Source organism: Cupriavidus sp. 05T41 (assembly GCF_056396525.1).
In genome coordinates, this window is sequence record NZ_JBFTLQ010000039.1 from 70,659 (window position 1) to 87,694 (window position 17,036).

The following is a 17,036-nucleotide window of genomic DNA, read 5'->3' on the forward strand; positions in this document are numbered from 1 at the left end:
AGGAGCAGCTAAGAGCTTATGGCCAAGGTATTCGTGATCGCAAACCAGAAGGGCGGCGTCGGCAAGACCACCACCACGGTGAATCTTGCCGCCGGACTGGCGGCCCAGCAGCAGCGCGTGCTGCTGGTCGACCTCGATCCGCAGGGCAATGCCTCGATGGGCTCGGGCATCGACAAGCAATCGCTTGAACATAGCGTCTACCAGGTCCTGGTGGGCCTTTCGTCGATCGCGCAGGCGCGCCAGTATTCCGAGTCGGGCAAGTACGACGTGCTGCCCGCCAATCGCGAACTGGCCGGTGCCGAAGTGGAACTGGTCGAACTGGACCAGCGCGAGCGCCGCCTGAAAAATGCCATCGCCGAAGTCGATGCCGAGTACGACTTCGTGCTGATCGACTGCCCGCCGTCGCTGTCGCTGCTGACGCTCAACGGCCTGTGCGCCGCCAACGGCGTGATCGTGCCGATGCAGTGCGAGTACTTCGCGCTCGAAGGGCTGTCCGATCTCGTCAATACCATCAAGCAGGTACACGCCAATCTCAACCGCGACCTCAAGGTGATCGGTTTGTTGCGTGTGATGTTTGATCCACGTGTGACCTTGCAGCAGCAAGTGTCCGCCCAGCTGGAATCGCATTTCGGCGAGAAGGTGTTCAAGACCGTCATCCCGCGCAATGTGCGGCTGGCGGAAGCGCCGTCCTACGGCGTGCCGGGCGTGGCCTTCGATCCGTCCTCCAAGGGCGCGAAGGCCTACCTGGACTTTGGCGCAGAGATGATTGCTCGGGTCAGGTTGCTCGACTGAGCGGGCTTCGTACAGAAGATAGCAAGCGGGATAACGAGATGAGCACTGCAAAGAAAAAGGGCCTGGGCCGCGGACTGGAAGCCTTGCTTGGCGGCCCCGCCGAAATCGTCGATGCCGTGAAGCAGGAGGGCGCGCCCTCCGTGCTGCGCCTGGATCAGCTGCAGCCCGGCAAGTACCAGCCGCGCACGCGCATGGACGAAGGCGCGCTGCAGGAGCTGGCCGCGAGCATCCGCGCGCAGGGCCTGATGCAGCCGATCCTGGTGCGCCGGGTGGCGGAGCCGGACCGCTACGAGATCATCGCCGGCGAGCGCCGCTTCCGCGCGTCGCGCATCGCCGGGCTTGAACAAGTGCCGGTGCTCGTGAAGGATGTGGCCGACGACGCCGCCGCCGCAATGGCGCTGATCGAGAACATCCAGCGCGAGGACCTCAATCCGCTGGAAGAGGCGCAAGGCATCATGCGGCTGGTGCGCGAATTCGATTTCACGCACGAGCAGGCGGCCGAGTCGGTGGGGCGCTCGCGCAGCGCGGTGTCCAATCTGCTGCGCCTGCTCAACCTGGCCCAGCCGGTGCAGACCATGCTGATGGCGGGCGATCTCGACATGGGACACGCGCGCGCGCTGCTCGCCGTGGACGGCGCCAACCAGATCACGCTCGCCAACCAGATCGTCAACAAACGCCTCTCGGTACGTGAAACCGAGAAGCTGGTCGCATCCACGCTCAGGCCGCTCGATCTGCGCTCGATGCGGCAGAATGGCGTGGCGCCGGCACGCGATGTCGCGCGTCTCGAGGAGGAGTTGTCCGACGTGCTTGGCCTGCCGGTGCAGATCAAGCTGGGCGTGCGCGGCAAGGGCCAGCTCACCATTCACTTCACCAGCAACGATGCGCTCGACGGTGTGCTCACGCGTCTGCGCGAGCAGGGCGAAAGCCAGTCCCCGGCCTGACGACAGGCTCAGCTTTATTTTCCTAAAATAGTGCGCGATTAACGCACGGCGCTCGCGAAGCGGGCGCCGCGGTTGCGCCTGCGCGACGGACTTTGTCAGGCTTTGTCAGGTTTACGCAAGGCCAATAAACGATGATGTTGCGCCACGCGGGCCGAAAGTCTCAATTACCTGCCGCGTTATTGGCGCGCCGTCGCTTCGCGCGCAGTATGGCCTCGTGGGCGAAAGGAGATTGCGCACCGTTGCAAGGAGACTGTAAGCAGATTGACTCTGATGGTGCATTCCTCGTAAAATCGTGCGGTTTGAATTCCAGCCGGTCCAAGAAAGTTCCGAGCATGGAGTTAACAACCAGCAGAGGCAATACGCAGGTGGTTTCTGATCGTCGAGATGCCCGTCAGGACAAGGACTGGCAGGCGCGCGATGCCTGGGAGGACGAGGCAGAGCGCGAGGAAGAGGCGGTCGAGCCGCTGTCGCGCGCGGAAGCGGAAACGCTGCTCGGTGCGCGTGCGCTGCGCCCTTCGCGCATGACGCCCGGCAGGGTCGTGCTGGCGCAGGTGGCGGTGACGGTTCTGTCGGCCATTGCGTGGCGAGTGTTCGCCAGCGGCGATGCCGCGGCGGCTGGCTGGTCCGCGCTGTTTGGCGGCGTCGTATGTTTCGTGCCGAGCGGTTTTTTCGCGTTGCGCCTGTGGCTGTCGCGCGAGCGTACCTCGGTCGGCGGCCTGGTCGTCGGCGAGGCCATCAAGGTGTTTGCCACCGTCGCCCTGTTTGTGCTGGTGGTGGTGCTGTACCGCGAGTTGCGCTGGGTGCCGATGCTGGTCACGTTTTTGCTGGCGCTGAAGACCTACTGGGTGGCGCTGGCGATTCGCTGAACGCGTCGCTGCGGACTTGTCCACAGACAAGGCGGCCGCGGTGGTTCGAATACAGTGCATCCCATCGAGTTGGGGCACGAAAACGGAATATCAAGAGTTTTTTGGCGTGGCGCGTCACAACGGTGAAGCGCGGCGCAGATAAGGTTAAGACGTCCTTGCCCGCGGTGACCAGCGACTCATGCTGAAGGCGGTGCAAGAAGCGTACCGGCAGAATGCCGGCCACTGGTTTCGCAATATTACGGTTCGTTTCGACATGTCAGCTGCTCAAGGCGCCGAACAGGCGCTCACCCCCTCCGGCTATATCGCCGAACACTTGCAGAACCTGAACACGGTTGGCGGCAAGCAAGCCTCCGTGGTCGATTTCAGCGTCCTCAACTACGACACGGTGTTCTGGTCGGTCCTGTGCGGGGCGATCGCCGTGATCTTCCTGTACGCCGCCGCGCGCCGCGCCACGGCCGGCGTGCCGGGCCGCTTCCAGGCCTTCGTCGAGATGATCGTCGAAATGGTCGACGACCAGGCCAAGGGCATCATCCATGGCGACCGTTCCTTTATCGCCCCGCTGGCGCTGATGGTGTTCTGCTGGATCACCGTGATGAACGCCATCGACTTGATCCCGGTCGACTGGGTCACCGGCCTGAACGGCCTGCTGGGCATCTTCCACATCCACCTGCCGCACCACCGCGCGGTTGCCACGGCCGACCTGAACGGTACGCTGGGCATGTCGTGCTCGGTGCTGGTGCTGATGATTTACTACAGCTTCAAGATCAAGGGCGCCGGCGGCTTCATGCACGAGCTGTTCTCGGCCCCGTTCGGCGCCAAGTGGTACCTGGCCCCGTTCAACCTGGTCCTGAATCTCATCGAATTCCTCGCCAAGGCGGTTTCGCTGGGCATGCGGTTGTTCGGCAACATGTACGCCGGCGAACTGGTGTTCCTGCTGATCGCGCTGCTGGGTTCCATCTGGACGTTCGGTGCGGACCTGTCCGCGCTGGGCTTCGTCGGTCACGTGCTGGCCGGTACCGTATGGGCGATCTTCCACATCCTGATCGTCCTGCTCCAGGCCTTCATTTTCATGATGCTGACGCTGGTGTACATCGGCCAGGCACATGATCACCACTGATTTTCCGGTTTTTGGTTTTTTGGTTTTCAGTTTTTCAAGTTCCAAGTCTCTCTAAATTAAAGGAGTCGTCATGCAAGCATATCTCGCCAACATCCAGGGTCTGACCGCTATTGGTATCGGCATCATCATCGGTCTGGGCGCAATCGGCGCCTGCCTGGGTATCGCCCTGATGGGTGGCAAGTACATCGAAGCGTGCGCACGTCAGCCCGAGCTGATGAACCCGCTGCAAACCAAGATGTTCCTGCTGGCTGGCCTGATCGACGCAGCATTCCTGATCGGCGTGGGCGTTGCAATGCTGTTCGCATTCGCCAACCCGCTGCTGGCTGTCATCAAGTAATTCTTTTCGGTCTGCATGATGCTGACGGGCGGCGCGGGCCACTTAGCCTGGCCGCCCTTGCGCATTTATCTGTAGTTTGATTACCGAAAGGAACACACCATGAATCTGAACGCAACGTTTCTTGCGCAGATGGTCGTGTTCTTCATCCTGTGGTGGGTAGTTGCCAAATTCATTTGGCCGCCGCTGGTGAAGGCGCTCGACGAACGCGCAAAGAAGATCGCCGATGGCCTCGCCGCTGCCGAAAAGGGCAAGGCTGAGCTCGAACTCGCCAACAAGCGTGTGGACCAGGCCCTGGCCGAAGCCCGCACCGAAGGTGCTCAACGCGTCGCCGACGCCGAGAAGCGCGCCCAGCTGACGGCAGACGAGATCAAGCATAACGCCCAGGCGGAAGCCGCACGCATCATTGCCCAGGCCAAGGCCGAAGCGGACCAGCAAGTCACCCGCGCGCGCGAACAGCTGCGCGACCAGGTTGCCGTGCTGGCCGTCAAGGGTGCCGAGCAGATCCTCAAGCGCGAAGTGAACGCGCAGGTCCACTCCGACCTGCTCAATCAACTCAAGGCTGAGCTCTAATCATGGCTGAAACCGCAACCATTGCCCGTCCCTACGCCGAGGCGCTGTTCCGCGTCGCGACCGAATCGAGCGGCAATCTGGATGCATGGTCCGAGCTGGTGTCGGAAATGGGGCAAGTCGCCGCCAATCCCGACATGAAGGCGGTGGCTGGCGATCCGAACGTGCACGGCGACAAGCTGGCTGCACTGTTCCTGTCGGCCCTGAAATCTCCGGTCAATGACGAAGCCAAGCGCTTTGTCGGCCTGCTGGTGGACAACCACCGCCTGGCCGTGTTGCCGGAAATCGCCGAGCAGTTCCATGCGCTCAAGAACGCCCGTGAAGGGTCGGCCGATGTCGAGATCACGAGTGCCTTCCCCATCGAAGGCGCAACCCTGACCGACCTCGTCGCCGCGCTCGAACGCAAGTTCGGCCGCAAGCTGCAGCCCTCGGTTGCGGTAGACCCGTCGCTGATCGGCGGTGTGCGCGTCAAGGTTGGCGACGAAGTCCTCGACACCTCCGTGCGTGCGCGCCTGGCTGCGATGCAAGTCGCGCTGACCGCCTGATGCGCGCAAGCGCTCACCGGCCGACGGATTGAAGAATTAGGAGCATTGTTATGCAACTGAACCCCTCAGAAATCAGCGAGCTGATCAAGTCCCGCATCTCGGGTCTTGGCGCCGACGCTGAAGTGCGCAACACCGGCACGGTTATCTCCGTGACCGATGGTATCTGCCGCGTGCACGGCCTGTCCGGCGTGATGCAGGGCGAGATGCTGGAATTCCCCGGCAACACCTTCGGCCTCGCGCTGAACCTCGAGCGCGACTCTGTCGGCGCCGTGGTGCTGGGCGACTACGAACACATTTCGGAAGGCGACCCGGTCAAGTGCACCGGCCGCATTCTGGAAGTGCCGGTCGGCCGCGAATTGCTCGGCCGCGTGGTCAACACGCTGGGCCAGCCGATCGACGGCAAGGGCCCGATCAACGCCAAGGAATTCGACGTTATCGAAAAGGTTGCCCCTGGCGTGATCGCACGTCAGTCGGTTAGCCAGCCGGTGCAGACCGGCCTGAAGTCGATCGACGCGATGGTGCCTATCGGCCGTGGCCAGCGCGAGCTGATCATTGGCGACCGCCAGACCGGCAAGACCGCCGTGGCTGTCGACGCCATCATCAACCAGAAGGGCAAGGGCGTCTTCTGCGTGTACGTGGCAATCGGTCAGAAGGCTTCGACCGTGAACAACGTGGTGCGCAAGCTCGAAGAACTCGGCGCGATGGAATACACCATCGTCATCGCCGCAACGGCTTCGGACTCCGCCGCCATGCAGTATCTGGCTGCCTACGCCGGCTGCACGATGGGCGAGTACTTCCGCGACCGCGGCGAAGACGCGCTGATCGTCTATGACGACCTGACCAAGCAAGCCTGGGCCTACCGCCAGGTGTCGCTGCTGCTGCGCCGCCCGCCGGGCCGCGAAGCTTACCCCGGCGACGTGTTCTACCTGCACTCGCGTCTGCTCGAGCGCGCAGCCCGCGTGAACGCCGACTACGTCGAGAAGTTCACCAAGGGTGCCGTGACCGGCAAGACCGGCTCGCTGACCGCGCTGCCCGTGATCGAAACGCAGGCTGGCGACGTGTCCGCCTTCGTGCCGACCAACGTGATCTCGATCACCGACGGCCAGATCTTCCTGGAAACCGACCTGTTCAACGCTGGTATCCGCCCCGCAATCAACGCCGGTATCTCGGTGTCGCGCGTTGGTGGTGCCGCCCAGACCAAGGTCGTCAAGAAGCTGTCCGGCGGTATCCGTACCGACCTGGCCCAGTACCGTGAGCTGGCTGCGTTCGCGCAGTTCGCTTCCGACCTGGACGATGCCACCCGCAAGCAGCTGGAGCGCGGCCGCCGCGTGACCGAACTGCTCAAGCAGGCGCAGTACCTGCCCCTGCAGGTGTGGCAGCTGGCCGCGTCGCTGTACGCAGCCAACAACGGCTTCCTCGACAACGTGGAAGTGAAGGACATTCTCCCGTTCGAGAAGGGCCTGCACGACCATCTGAAGACCAAGTACGCCGACCTCATCAACCGCATCGAAGATACCAAGGATCTGTCGAAGGAAGATGAAGCCGCGCTGCGTGCAGCGATCGAGGATTTCAAGAAGTCCGCCGCGTTCTAACCGCGCAATTCCACGAAACTGCGCCGGCACCGTTGCCATGACGGTGCCGGCGCGGCACGAATGGAGAGGAAGATATGGCCGGAACGAAAGAAATTCGAACCAAGATCAAGAGCGTGCAAAACACGCGCAAGATCACCAAGGCGATGGAGATGGTCGCCGCGTCCAAGATGCGCAAGGCGCAGGAACGGATGCGCAACGCCCGTCCCTATGCCGAGAAAGTGCGCAATATCGCGGCGCACCTGGCTTCGGCCAACCCCGAGTTCAAGCACCCCTTCATGGTGGCACGCGAAGTCAAGCGCGCCGGCATGATCGTGGTGACGACCGACAAGGGTCTGTGCGGTGGCATGAACACGAACGTGCTGCGCGCGGTCACCAATGAGCTGCGTGAGCTGCAGAACCGCGGCGTGCAGGTGCAAAGCACCGCCATCGGTTCCAAGGGCATGCAGTTCCTGGGCCGCGTCGGCGCCAAGGTGGTTTCGCACGTGGTGCAGCTCGGTGACACCCCGCATCTGGAAAAACTGATCGGCGCGATCAAGGTCCAGCTCGACGCTTTCACCAATGGTGAGGTCGATGCCGTGTACCTGGCTTACACCAAGTTCATCAATACGATGAAACAGGAGCCGATGGTGGAGCAGCTGCTGCCGCTCCCCGCCGACAAGTTTGCCCAGACCGAAGATGAAAAGCGCGCCTACTCGTGGGATTACATCTACGAGCCCGACGCCCAGACCGTGGTGGAAGAACTGTTGGTCCGCTACGTCGAAGCGCTGGTGTACCAGGCCGTGGCCGAGAACATGGCGTCCGAGCAATCGGCGCGCATGGTGGCCATGAAGGCGGCATCCGACAACGCCAAGAACGTGATCGGCGAACTGCAACTGGTCTACAACAAGACCCGTCAGGCAGCGATCACCAAGGAACTGTCGGAAATCGTCAGCGGTGCCGCAGCCGTCTAAGGCGTCAAGTATTCAAGCTATCGGAGATACGAAATGAGTATCGGAAATATTGTGCAGTGTATTGGCGCCGTGGTGGACATCGAGTTCCCCCGCGACGCGCTGCCGAAGGTGTACGACGCGCTCGTGCTGGAAGAGAGCAACGAAGCCTCGTTCGCCGAGAAGGGCCTGACCTTCGAAGTGCAGCAACAGCTGGGTGACGGCGTGGTGCGTACCATTGCCCTGGGTTCGTCGGACGGCCTGCGCCGCGGCATGGCAGTGAAGAGCACCGGCGCGCCGATCTCGGTGCCGGTTGGCCAGGGCACCCTGGGCCGCATCATGGACGTGCTGGGTCGTCCGATCGACGACGCCGGCCCGATCGCTTCGGAAGAACTGCGCGCGATCCACCAGAAGGCCCCGAAGTTCGACGAACTGTCGCCTTCCGTGGACCTGCTGGAAACCGGCATCAAGGTGATCGACCTGGTGTGCCCGTTCGCAAAGGGTGGCAAGGTGGGTCTGTTCGGCGGCGCCGGTGTCGGCAAGACCGTGAACATGATGGAGCTCATCAACAACATCGCCAAGCAGCACAGCGGTTTGTCGGTGTTCGCCGGCGTGGGCGAGCGTACCCGTGAAGGGAACGACTTCTACCACGAAATGAAGGACTCGAACGTTCTCGACAAGGTGGCCATGGTGTTCGGCCAGATGAACGAGCCGCCGGGCAACCGTCTGCGCGTGGCACTGTCCGGCCTGACCATGGCCGAGAAGTTCCGCGACGAAGGCCGTGACATCCTGTTCTTCGTCGACAACATCTACCGCTACACGCTGGCCGGTACCGAAGTGTCGGCACTGCTGGGCCGTATGCCTTCCGCAGTGGGTTACCAGCCGACGCTGGCCGAGGAAATGGGCAAGCTGCAAGAGCGCATCACCTCGACCAAGACCGGCTCGATCACGTCGATCCAGGCCGTGTACGTGCCTGCGGATGACTTGACCGACCCGTCGCCTGCCACCACCTTCCTGCACCTGGACTCGACCGTCGTGCTGTCGCGTGACATCGCCGCGCTGGGTATCTACCCGGCCGTCGATCCGCTCGATTCGACCTCGCGTCAGCTCGACCCGCAAGTGGTGGGTCAGGAGCACTACGACGTGGCCCGTCGCGTGCAGCAAACGCTGCAGCGCTACAAGGAACTGCGCGACATCATCGCGATTCTGGGCATGGACGAACTGTCGCCGGAAGACAAGCAGGCCGTGTCGCGCGCTCGTAAGATCCAGCGTTTCCTGTCGCAGCCCTTCCACGTCGCGGAAGTGTTCACGGGTTCGCCGGGCAAGTACGTGCCGCTGAAGGAAACCATCCGTGGCTTCAAGATGCTGGTGGACGGCGAGTGCGATCACCTGCCGGAGCAAGCGTTCTACATGGTCGGTTCGATCGACGAAGCCTTCGAGAAGGCCAAGAAGCTCCAGTAAGCGGCGTCTTTCGCCTGCGGGCGTCGTAGCGGCGGCCCGCCCCGGACAGCACAATGTCCGAGGCGGGTCACGCTCGGCCCCAAGGGCGGAATACTTGCTTCCTGGCAACGGGAAGCCGAAGCTTTCAGGGACAAAGGAATTCACATGGCAACCATTCTTGTAGACGTCGTCAGCGCCGAATCGTCGATCTTCTCCGGTCAGGCGAGGTTCGTGGCACTGCCGGGCGAGTCGGGCGAGCTGGGTATCCTGCCGGGCCATACGCCGCTGATCACGCGTATCCAGCCGGGCGCAGTGCGCATCGAGAAGGAAGACGGTAGCGAAGAGTTCGTGTTCGTGGCCGGCGGCATCCTCGAAGTGCAACCCAAGCACGTCACCGTGCTGGCGGACACCGCGATCCGCGGTGGCGACCTCGACGAAGCCAAGGCGCAGGAAGCCAAGCGCGCCGCCGAGGAGCTGATGCAGAACCAGAGCAGCGATCTCGACCTGGCACGTGCGCAGGGCGAGCTGGCTGTGGCTACTGCGCAACTGGCAGCCATCGCGCGCCTGCGTCGCAAGCGCTGAGAAAAGGCAGTCTCGCCCCGCCTGTTGTTTTTTGGCAGTGGCGAGAAAAAAGGCAGCCGCAAGGCTGCCTTTTTCATGAGCCTGCGACTATTCTGTCGGCTCAGACCAAAAAAAAGCGCGCGGGCCGGGGAGGCTCCGCGCGGACGGGAAAATCCCTTCGAGGGGTCAATTCGAAGGAACGGGTAAGGTCCAGGTCATCCAACAGGCGCCAGCCACTTTCCATACGGCAAGGTGGTCAGGCATCCGGTCAGGCGGTACCGATCGCAATCAGACGATCCAACCAGCCGGAAACGGAGCGCGCCAACAATCTCAACCTGGTACACCGACCGCAGGCGTCGCCTGCGATCCGGTCAATCTGGGTGGGAATGCTTCCTAAAGGCTTTCTTCACGACGCCCTCCCTTTCTGTTTGGGGGAGGGAACGCCTTCACAAAAAACTGATTGTGTTAAAGCATTGTGGGGGAAACTTTTGGGGATGGCAGTAACAAAATGTATCGGTTTGCAAGAAGTTGAAAACGCCGTAACCGAAATGTCAGCCAAATAAGCCTCTTTAATCTCATATCGGCCGTTTTGCTGCATCGCAGCGGGAACATCGCCGGACCACGCCAGTCCCATTGCTTTCGCTGACCCAGCCATCCGCCTCGCGGTCTGGCCGCCGATTGCCATGCCGTCCTTTTCCGCCTTTCCTGTCTTTCCCGTTTCCCGCCGCCCCCGCGCCCAGGTACGAAATGCCCTTGTGCAGCTTGGCCTCGCGGGGCTTGTCGCTGGCGCGCCGGCGGCAAGCGGCGTGGCGCGCGCGGACAGCCCGCACACGCTCGCCGGTTCCTTCTGGCAGGGCGATCTCGGCGGTGGCGAGCAGGTATCGCTGACGATATTTCCACGCGCCGGGACCGATATAGTCGACGGAACCGTTCGTTACGATTCAATGCTCTCGGCCATCCCTCGCCAGCTGGATGGCCAATTGACATCGGGCGGCGCCCTGAGCCTGCGCGAGCAGGCGGCTTTCCCCCCCTCCCTCGACTCCGCCGAAGCAAGCGATGGCGCCCGTTTCGAGGGCACGCTCTCTGCCGACAGGCACACCGCCAACGGGCTGTGGACAAGTCCCGATGGCAGCGCGCGCCAGCTCGTGCTGACGCGCAAGGCAGTCTATCGCGAGAACAAGGCGGAGGTGGCGGGGGCGCGCCTTGCAGAACGCTATCCCGAAACCGGTCGGCAGGACATCGACGCGCTGATCGCCTCCCTGCGTACCAGCGGCTGCGGCGAGGGCGAGCTGGAATGCCGTAGCGCGGTGGAACTCGTCAGGCTTGATGCCGATGCGGTCAGCCTGTTGCGTACCACCTGGCGCTACAGCGGCGGTGCGCACGGCAGCCTGGACTACGCCGGCGCAACGTGGCGCAACGATGCCGGCAGGGACGGCCGGCCCGCCTATGCGCCAATCCGGCTCGCCGACCTGTTGGGAGGCAAAGGCTGCGTGCGCAAGCTCAACGCGGAGCTGCAAGCGTCGCTGACGCAGCAGGGCGCGGCCCACCCGGAGCGCGGCGCACTCGACGACCAGGCGCTGCGCGATGACCGCACTCCCTATACGCTGTACCGCGGCGGGCTGGTGCTGCACTATGCACCCTATGCGGTGGGACCGTTCGCACAGGGCGCCTACCAGGTGGCGGTGCCGTTTGCTCGGCTGGGCGGCTGCGCCCGCCCGCCCGGCACAAGCCGCGAAGAATCCCCCCAACCCGAACCGAAGGAAACGCAGACGTGAGCGAGATGCAGACAGCCATCCGGGACATGCTGGCGATGAAGACCGTCGCCGTGGCGGGCCTGTCCGACAACCCGGCCCGCGCCAGCCACGAAGTGGCCGCCTTCATGCAGGCACGCGGCTATCGCATCGTGCCGGTCAATCCCAACCATGCCGGCGCGCGTATCCTGGGGCAGACCTGCCATGCCAGCCTGGCCGACGCGGCGCGGGCACTGGCCGCCGAAGGGCAGCGCATCGACTGGGTGGACATCTTCCGCCGCGCCGACGACGTGCCGCCGGTGGTGGACGACGCCATCGCCATCGGTGCGCGCGGCGTCTGGCTGCAACTCGGCATCGTCAACGACGAGGCCTTCGCCCGCGCCCGAGCCGCCGGGCTGCTCGCGGTGCAGGACCGTTGCGCCAAGATCGAGCTGATGCACGCGGACGCCTGAAGGCGCGAACGCCGCTACACTGCGGGGTTGCAGGCGCCTTGCGCCGCGACCCCATCAACCCGTCCGACCCAGCCATGGCCATCGATCCCCAGCTCCTCGACTATTACCGCCGGCTTGCCGAGCGCTATGCCGGCCAACCCGCGCCGGCCGATGCCGCGGGCCGTCGCGCCCGCTTCGCCGAAATCGCAGCGACTTCGCTGGTGCCGGACCCCGAAGGCCTCGTCGTCACGGATCTGGAGATCGCGCTGCCCGGCCGTACGCTGGCGGCACGCCTGTACCGCCCGGAGGGCGTGACGGAGCCGCGCCTCATGGTCTACTTCCATGGCGGCGGGTGGGTGGTCGGCTCGCACGAGACGCATCACACCGTGGCGGCGCTGCTGGCTGCCGATACCGGCTGCGCCGTCGCCAGCATCGACTACCGGCTCGCCCCGGAGCATCCGTTTCCCGCGCCGTGCGACGACGCGCTGCAGTCGTTGCTCTGGTTCGCCGAGCAACGCGCGCGGCTGCGCCTCGATACCCGCTTCCTGGCCGTGGCCGGCGACAGCGCCGGTGGCCACCTGGCGGCGCAGGCGGCGCGCTGGGCGAACGCGCACGGACATCCCGGGCTGGTCAACGCCCAACTGCTGATCTATCCGGTGACGGCGCCGGCCCTTGCCACCGAGAGCTATCGCGCCTTTGCCGACGGCCCTGGCCTCACGCGTGACGAAATGGCCTGGTTCTGGACCCAGTTCATCGGCGCGGAGCAACTCGCCGCGGGCGCCGCCATCGAAGACACGCGCATCCACCTCATGGGCGCGGCGCCAAGGCACCTGCCGCCCGCCAGCGTGGTGGTGGTGGCGGCCAATGACGTGCTGCGCGACGACGGCCTGGCCTACGCCGACTACCTGGTGCGCTACGGCGCAGCCGTGATCACGCTGGAAGCCAGTGGCATGACGCATGGTTTCGCCCGCCTGCAGCCCGATGTGCCGCGCGCGCGCGAATGGATGCGCCGCGCCGCGCAGGCCTTCAAGGAACTGGCGGACGACATTTGACGCAAATGCGCCGACGCCGCCGCACGGCGGGGAGGAACGCGGCGCGGGCATCCCGTAGAATGGCGGTCTTACGAGGATGACCATGACCGCACTGCAGAACGATACCTTCCTGCGCGCACTGCGCCGGCAGCCTACCGAGTACACCCCGCTGTGGCTGATGCGACAGGCCGGCCGCTACCTGCCCGAGTACAACGCCACGCGCGCGCGCGCCGGCAGCTTTCTCGGGCTGGCCAAGGACCCGGCCTATGCCACCGAGGTGACGCTGCAGCCGCTCGAGCGCTACCCGCTCGACGCGGCCATCCTCTTCTCCGACATCCTCACCGTGCCTGACGCCATGGGCCTGGGCCTGTCGTTCGCGCAGGGCGAGGGGCCGCGCTTTGCCCGTCCGTTGCGCACCGAAGCCGACGTGATGAAGCTGGCGGTGCCCGACATGGCCTCGCTGCGCTATGTGTTCGACGCGGTCAGCGAGATCCGGCGTGCGCTCGTGCAGGACGGCCGCCAGCGCGTGCCGCTGATCGGCTTTTCGGGCAGCCCCTGGACGCTGGCCTGCTATATGGTCGAAGGCGCCGGCTCTTCGGATTTCCGCACCGTCAAGAGCATGATGTACAGCCGCCCGGACCTGATGCACCGCATCCTGGAGATCAACGCGCGCGCCGTATCCGCCTACCTGAACGCACAGATCGAGGCCGGCGCGCAGGCCGTGATGCTGTTCGATACCTGGGGCGGCACGCTGGCCGACGGCATGTACCAGGCGTTCTCGCTGGCCTATATGCGCCAGGTGGTGGCCGGGCTCAAGCGCGAGCAAGACGGCCAGCAAGTGCCGGTGATCGTCTTCACCAAGGGCGGCGGCCTGTGGCTGGAAGAACTGGCCGGCATCGGGGCCGACGCGCTCGGACTCGACTGGACGGTCAACCTGCAGCAGGCGCGCCGCCGTACCGGCGGCCAGGTCGCCCTGCAGGGGAATATCGACCCCAATGTGCTGTTCGCGCCGGAATCCGCCATCCGCACGCAGGTGCGCGGCGTGCTCGACAGCTACGCCGCCGGCGGCGGCAGCGACGGCCATGTGTTCAACCTCGGCCATGGCATCTCCCAGTTCACGCCGCCTGAGAATGTCACGGTGCTGGTGGACGAGGTGCATCGCTACAGCCGCCAGCTGCGGGCCAGCGCGGGGTGATACGTGGTGCACGCCCCGCCGCCGGCCGGGCGGCGGCGGCTGTGCGGCGCAGCGAGCGTGACGCCTGCGGCGCGTTCCCGAAGCCGGGTGGCGCGGGAGGCTGGCACGAAGCGCTGTCAAGTAAACTATTTTGCAATTTTTCGCTCTTTCGGTGCCGGTTCGCGCTTGTCAAGGCTTGACTTATGCACATCAATGGGTTTTCCGCAGTGCAAGAGCGGGTTAGTCCTTAACTCATCTGAGGGAGGCTCGCAAGTCCTTGATTTAAAAGGAATTGCATCTGATCAGGCTGACGCCGGAATGCCAGTGGGAGCCTTGATTTACGGGGCTTGGCGGGAACGCCGGACGAGTTTTCAACAAAGTTATCCACAGGCACTGCGCGCCAGCGGGAAAAGCGGCCATCTATCATCGACTTAGGGGCACATTTGAAGCGTTACTTTAAGTTGATGCTGCGCCGCACACTTAATTTGTCTGGAAAGCGGCCCAGCGCTGCCTTGCACCCGCATTGGGCCAGCTTGCCCGCCGCCTTGCCCCAATCTGGGCCGTACCCAGTGCTGCGCGCCGGAGCCAGGGCGTGAACGCCCCGACACTCCCCGCCTCCGGCCCGGAAGCGTCATCTGCCGCCGATGACGCGCCGCTTGCCATCGTGCGGGTGGCGCTCGATACGCCGGCCGACGATGTCTTCGATTATCTCGCCCCGCCGGAGATCCAGCCTGGCGACCTGGTGACCGTGCCCTTCGGGCGCCGCCTGATGGTCGGCGTGGCAGTGGCCCGTTCGGCCCATTCCGAAGTGCCGCCCGATCGGCTGCGGCCTGTCGCCCAGCGCCTCGACTGGCTGCCGCCGCTGGGCGCGCACTGGATCGCGCTGGCCCGGTTCTCCTCGCTCTACTATCACCGCTGTCTCGGCGAGGTCATGCTCCCGGCGCTGCCCCCGGGGCTGCGCGAGGCCGAGAGCTGGCCGCGGCTGGCGCTACGGGCCCGCTGCGAGCATTACCGCTTGATACCGGGCCACGAGCCGGCCCTGCTGGCAGCCGTGCCGGCGCGTGCCCGCACCGTGCTGGCCCTGGCGCAGGCCCTGGTGGCCGCCGCCGGGGCGGGTGCGGCACTTTCCGCGGCCGAGGCGCGTGCCTTGTGCAGCGCCGCCCCGGCCCGCCTGGCCGAATGGACGGCGGCCGGCTGGGTCAGCGCCAGCCACGCCGACCAGCCGCTGCTGGACATTGCAGCCGACAGCGAACCTTCGGTCGCGCCACCGTTGCACGACGAGCAGCGCGCGGCCGTGGAGGCGATCAGCCAGGCGCAGGGCTTCGCGCCCTTCCTGCTGCACGGCGTGACCGGCAGCGGCAAGACCGAGGTCTACCTGCACGCCATGGCCGAAGCCCTGGCGCGCGACCCGCAGGCGCAGGTACTGATGCTGGTGCCCGAAATCAACCTCACGCCGCAATTGCAGGGCCGCATCGCCGCGCGCTTCCCGCAGTTGCCGCTGGCGGTGCTGCACAGCGGCCTGGCTGACCAGGAGCGCACGCTGCAATGGCTGGCCGCGCACCGGGGCGAGGCCCGCATCGTGCTCGGCACCCGCATGGCGGTGATGGCCTCGCTGCCGCATCTCGCCCTGATCGTGGTGGACGAGGAGCACGACACCTCCTACAAGCAGCAGGAGGGCCTGCGCTACTCCGCGCGGGACCTGGCCATCTGGCGTGCCAAGCAGCTCGGCATCGCCGTCGTGCTGGGCTCGGCCACGCCGTCGATGGAAACCTGGTGGCGCGCAGAGCAGGGCGCCTACCGCAAGCTGGTGCTGCGCGAGCGCGCCCAGGCCGACGCGGCGCTGCCGGTAGTGCGGCTGGTCGACCTGAACCAGGAGCGCCAGCGCCAGCGCGCGCTCTTCGAAGGGCTCTCGGTGCCGCTGCTGAGCGCCATCGAGGCCCGCCTGGCGCGTGGCGAGCAGAGCCTGCTGTTCCTCAACCGGCGCGGCTACGCGCCCGTGCTCGCCTGCGGCAGTTGCGGCTGGCTGTCGGGTTGCCCGCGTTGTTCCGCCTACCTGGTGCTGCACCGGCCCGAGCGCCGGCTGCGCTGCCACCACTGCGGGCTGGAATCGCCCGTGCCCCATCATTGTCCGGACTGCGGTGATGTGGATATTGCGCCGCTCGGGCGCGGCACGCAGCGGATCGAGGAAGCCTTGGCGGCACGTTTTCCACAGGCCCGCATCGCGCGCATCGACGCGGACTCCACGCGCCGCAAAGGCAGCGCCCAGGCAATGTTCGACGAGGTCCATGCCGGCGAGGTGGACATCCTGGTGGGTACGCAGATGGTCGCCAAGGGGCACGACTTCCAGCGTGTGACGCTGGTCGGCATCGTGCACCCGGACGCCGCCATGTTCAGCCACGACTTCCGCGCGGCCGAGCACCTGTTCGCCTCGCTGATGCAGGTGGCCGGCCGTGCCGGCCGCGCCGGGCTGGCCGGCGAGGTGCTGATCCAGACCCGCTATCCGGATGCATCGGCATTGCAGGCACTGGTTCGCCATGACTATGATGGATTCGCTGCCGCGCAGTTGCGCGAGCGGCGCCAGGCCGGGTTGCCCCCGTTCGCGTACCAGGTGCTCGTCACGGCCGAGCACGGCCAGCTGGAGCGCGCGCTGGCCTTCCTGCAGAGCGCCCGCAATCGTGCCGACTCCTGCCGCCTGGCGCCTGAGGTGCAACTCCACGACCCGGTGCCGATGTCGATGGTGCGCGTGGCCAACCGCGAGCGTGCGCAGATGCTGGTGGAAAGTACCTCAAGGGCCGCATTGCAGCGGTTTGTGGACGAGTGGGTGCAAACTTTCGGTGACGCGCTGGCCGATGCGAAGGGCGTGCGGTGGCAACTGGAGATCGACCCGCTTCGTATTTGAGCACCGTTGACGGCCGGCGCGGCGACGGGTTGGGTGCAACCCGCATCCGGATTCAGAATGAGTGGT

At 65.1% G+C, this 17,036-nt stretch carries 17 protein-coding genes; 16 read left to right on the forward strand and 1 reads right to left on the reverse strand.

Annotation, left to right across the window (positions count from 1 at the left end; genetic code table 11):
- Positions 1-18 precede the first annotated feature (18 nt).
- From AC1DKV_RS22540 to AC1DKV_RS22590, 11 genes are all read left to right on the forward strand, one after another.
- Positions 19-792, forward strand: coding sequence for a ParA family protein (locus tag AC1DKV_RS22540; protein ID WP_441612881.1), 774 nt, complete (start codon positions 19-21; stop codon positions 790-792).
- Positions 793-830: 38 nt separating this feature from the next.
- Positions 831-1,733: a ParB/RepB/Spo0J family partition protein gene (locus AC1DKV_RS22545; RefSeq protein WP_441612882.1), complete on the forward strand. Its 903-nt coding sequence runs from the start codon at positions 831-833 to the stop codon at positions 1,731-1,733.
- Positions 1,734-2,065: 332 nt separating this feature from the next.
- Positions 2,066-2,599 (forward strand): ATP synthase subunit I, encoded by a 534-nt coding sequence (locus tag AC1DKV_RS22550; protein ID WP_441613049.1) that lies wholly within the window; start codon positions 2,066-2,068, stop codon positions 2,597-2,599.
- A gap of 253 nt (positions 2,600-2,852) precedes the next feature.
- Positions 2,853-3,716 (forward strand): F0F1 ATP synthase subunit A, encoded by an 864-nt coding sequence (gene atpB / locus AC1DKV_RS22555; protein ID WP_441612883.1) that lies wholly within the window; start codon positions 2,853-2,855, stop codon positions 3,714-3,716.
- Positions 3,717-3,786: 70 nt separating this feature from the next.
- Positions 3,787-4,053, forward strand: coding sequence for a F0F1 ATP synthase subunit C (atpE, locus tag AC1DKV_RS22560; protein WP_006157246.1), 267 nt, complete (start codon positions 3,787-3,789; stop codon positions 4,051-4,053).
- Between the two features lie 99 nt (positions 4,054-4,152).
- Positions 4,153-4,623 carry a F0F1 ATP synthase subunit B gene (locus AC1DKV_RS22565; RefSeq protein WP_441612884.1) on the forward strand — a complete coding sequence of 157 codons (471 nt, stop codon included), beginning with the start codon at positions 4,153-4,155 and terminating at the stop codon, positions 4,621-4,623.
- A 2-nt stretch (positions 4,624-4,625) separates the two neighbouring features.
- Complete coding sequence (locus AC1DKV_RS22570; protein ID WP_441612885.1) at positions 4,626-5,165, forward strand: F0F1 ATP synthase subunit delta; 540 nt, start codon at positions 4,626-4,628, stop codon at positions 5,163-5,165.
- A 50-nt stretch (positions 5,166-5,215) separates the two neighbouring features.
- Positions 5,216-6,757, forward strand: coding sequence for a F0F1 ATP synthase subunit alpha (atpA, locus tag AC1DKV_RS22575; RefSeq protein ID WP_441612886.1), 1,542 nt, complete (start codon positions 5,216-5,218; stop codon positions 6,755-6,757).
- Between the two features lie 74 nt (positions 6,758-6,831).
- Positions 6,832-7,707, forward strand: coding sequence for a F0F1 ATP synthase subunit gamma (gene atpG, locus AC1DKV_RS22580; RefSeq protein WP_441612887.1), 876 nt, complete (start codon positions 6,832-6,834; stop codon positions 7,705-7,707).
- 33 nt (positions 7,708-7,740) lie between these two features.
- On the forward strand, positions 7,741-9,144 hold the full coding sequence (gene atpD, locus AC1DKV_RS22585; protein ID WP_441612888.1) for a F0F1 ATP synthase subunit beta: 1,404 nt from the start codon (positions 7,741-7,743) through the stop codon (positions 9,142-9,144).
- 144 nt (positions 9,145-9,288) lie between these two features.
- Positions 9,289-9,705: a F0F1 ATP synthase subunit epsilon gene (locus AC1DKV_RS22590; protein WP_441612889.1), complete on the forward strand. Its 417-nt coding sequence runs from the start codon at positions 9,289-9,291 to the stop codon at positions 9,703-9,705.
- A 385-nt stretch (positions 9,706-10,090) separates the two neighbouring features.
- On the opposite strand, the gene AC1DKV_RS22595 is transcribed toward AC1DKV_RS22590, so the two are convergent.
- On the reverse strand, positions 10,091-10,369 hold the full coding sequence (locus AC1DKV_RS22595; RefSeq protein WP_441612890.1) for a hypothetical protein: 279 nt from the start codon (positions 10,367-10,369) through the stop codon (positions 10,091-10,093).
- 121 nt (positions 10,370-10,490) lie between these two features.
- Here AC1DKV_RS22595 and AC1DKV_RS22600 point away from each other — a divergent pair, with 121 nt between their 5' ends.
- The 5 genes from AC1DKV_RS22600 to AC1DKV_RS22620 all read left to right on the forward strand — a co-directional run bounded on the left by AC1DKV_RS22600 (position 10,491) and on the right by AC1DKV_RS22620 (position 16,970).
- On the forward strand, positions 10,491-11,459 hold the full coding sequence (locus AC1DKV_RS22600) for an RsiV family protein (RefSeq protein WP_477116283.1): 969 nt from the start codon (positions 10,491-10,493) through the stop codon (positions 11,457-11,459).
- A 5-nt stretch (positions 11,460-11,464) separates the two neighbouring features.
- Complete coding sequence (locus tag AC1DKV_RS22605) at positions 11,465-11,887, forward strand: CoA-binding protein (RefSeq protein ID WP_441613050.1); 423 nt, start codon at positions 11,465-11,467, stop codon at positions 11,885-11,887.
- A gap of 74 nt (positions 11,888-11,961) precedes the next feature.
- On the forward strand, positions 11,962-12,918 hold the full coding sequence (locus AC1DKV_RS22610) for an alpha/beta hydrolase (protein ID WP_441612892.1): 957 nt from the start codon (positions 11,962-11,964) through the stop codon (positions 12,916-12,918).
- A gap of 76 nt (positions 12,919-12,994) precedes the next feature.
- Positions 12,995-14,092 carry a uroporphyrinogen decarboxylase gene (gene hemE, locus AC1DKV_RS22615; RefSeq protein WP_441612893.1) on the forward strand — a complete coding sequence of 366 codons (1,098 nt, stop codon included), beginning with the start codon at positions 12,995-12,997 and terminating at the stop codon, positions 14,090-14,092.
- A gap of 571 nt (positions 14,093-14,663) precedes the next feature.
- Positions 14,664-16,970, forward strand: a complete 2,307-nt coding sequence (locus AC1DKV_RS22620; RefSeq protein ID WP_441612894.1) for a primosomal protein N' — start codon at positions 14,664-14,666, stop codon at positions 16,968-16,970.
- Positions 16,971-17,036 lie beyond the last annotated feature (66 nt).

Excerpts from the sequence above, each read along its gene's own strand:
- atpB (WP_441612883.1), top strand. The coding sequence starts at position 2,853 with ATGTCAGCTGCTCAAGGCGCCGAACAGGCGCTCACCCCCTCCGGCTAT.
- atpE (WP_006157246.1), top strand. The coding sequence starts at position 3,787 with ATGCAAGCATATCTCGCCAACATCCAGGGTCTGACCGCTATTGGTATC.
- atpA (WP_441612886.1), top strand. The coding sequence starts at position 5,216 with ATGCAACTGAACCCCTCAGAAATCAGCGAGCTGATCAAGTCCCGCATC.
- AC1DKV_RS22605 (WP_441613050.1), top strand. The coding sequence starts at position 11,465 with ATGCAGACAGCCATCCGGGACATGCTGGCGATGAAGACCGTCGCCGTG.
- atpG (WP_441612887.1), top strand. The coding sequence starts at position 6,832 with ATGGCCGGAACGAAAGAAATTCGAACCAAGATCAAGAGCGTGCAAAAC.
- AC1DKV_RS22565 (WP_441612884.1), top strand. The coding sequence starts at position 4,153 with ATGAATCTGAACGCAACGTTTCTTGCGCAGATGGTCGTGTTCTTCATC.
- AC1DKV_RS22610 (WP_441612892.1), top strand. The coding sequence starts at position 11,962 with ATGGCCATCGATCCCCAGCTCCTCGACTATTACCGCCGGCTTGCCGAG.
- AC1DKV_RS22545 (WP_441612882.1), top strand. The coding sequence starts at position 831 with ATGAGCACTGCAAAGAAAAAGGGCCTGGGCCGCGGACTGGAAGCCTTG.
- atpD (WP_441612888.1), top strand. The coding sequence starts at position 7,741 with ATGAGTATCGGAAATATTGTGCAGTGTATTGGCGCCGTGGTGGACATC.
- AC1DKV_RS22590 (WP_441612889.1), top strand. The coding sequence starts at position 9,289 with ATGGCAACCATTCTTGTAGACGTCGTCAGCGCCGAATCGTCGATCTTC.
- AC1DKV_RS22570 (WP_441612885.1), top strand. The coding sequence starts at position 4,626 with ATGGCTGAAACCGCAACCATTGCCCGTCCCTACGCCGAGGCGCTGTTC.
- AC1DKV_RS22595 (WP_441612890.1), bottom strand. The coding sequence starts at position 10,369 with ATGGCAATCGGCGGCCAGACCGCGAGGCGGATGGCTGGGTCAGCGAAA.
- AC1DKV_RS22550 (WP_441613049.1), top strand. The coding sequence starts at position 2,066 with ATGGAGTTAACAACCAGCAGAGGCAATACGCAGGTGGTTTCTGATCGT.
- hemE (WP_441612893.1), top strand. The coding sequence starts at position 12,995 with ATGACCATGACCGCACTGCAGAACGATACCTTCCTGCGCGCACTGCGC.
- AC1DKV_RS22540 (WP_441612881.1), top strand. The coding sequence starts at position 19 with ATGGCCAAGGTATTCGTGATCGCAAACCAGAAGGGCGGCGTCGGCAAG.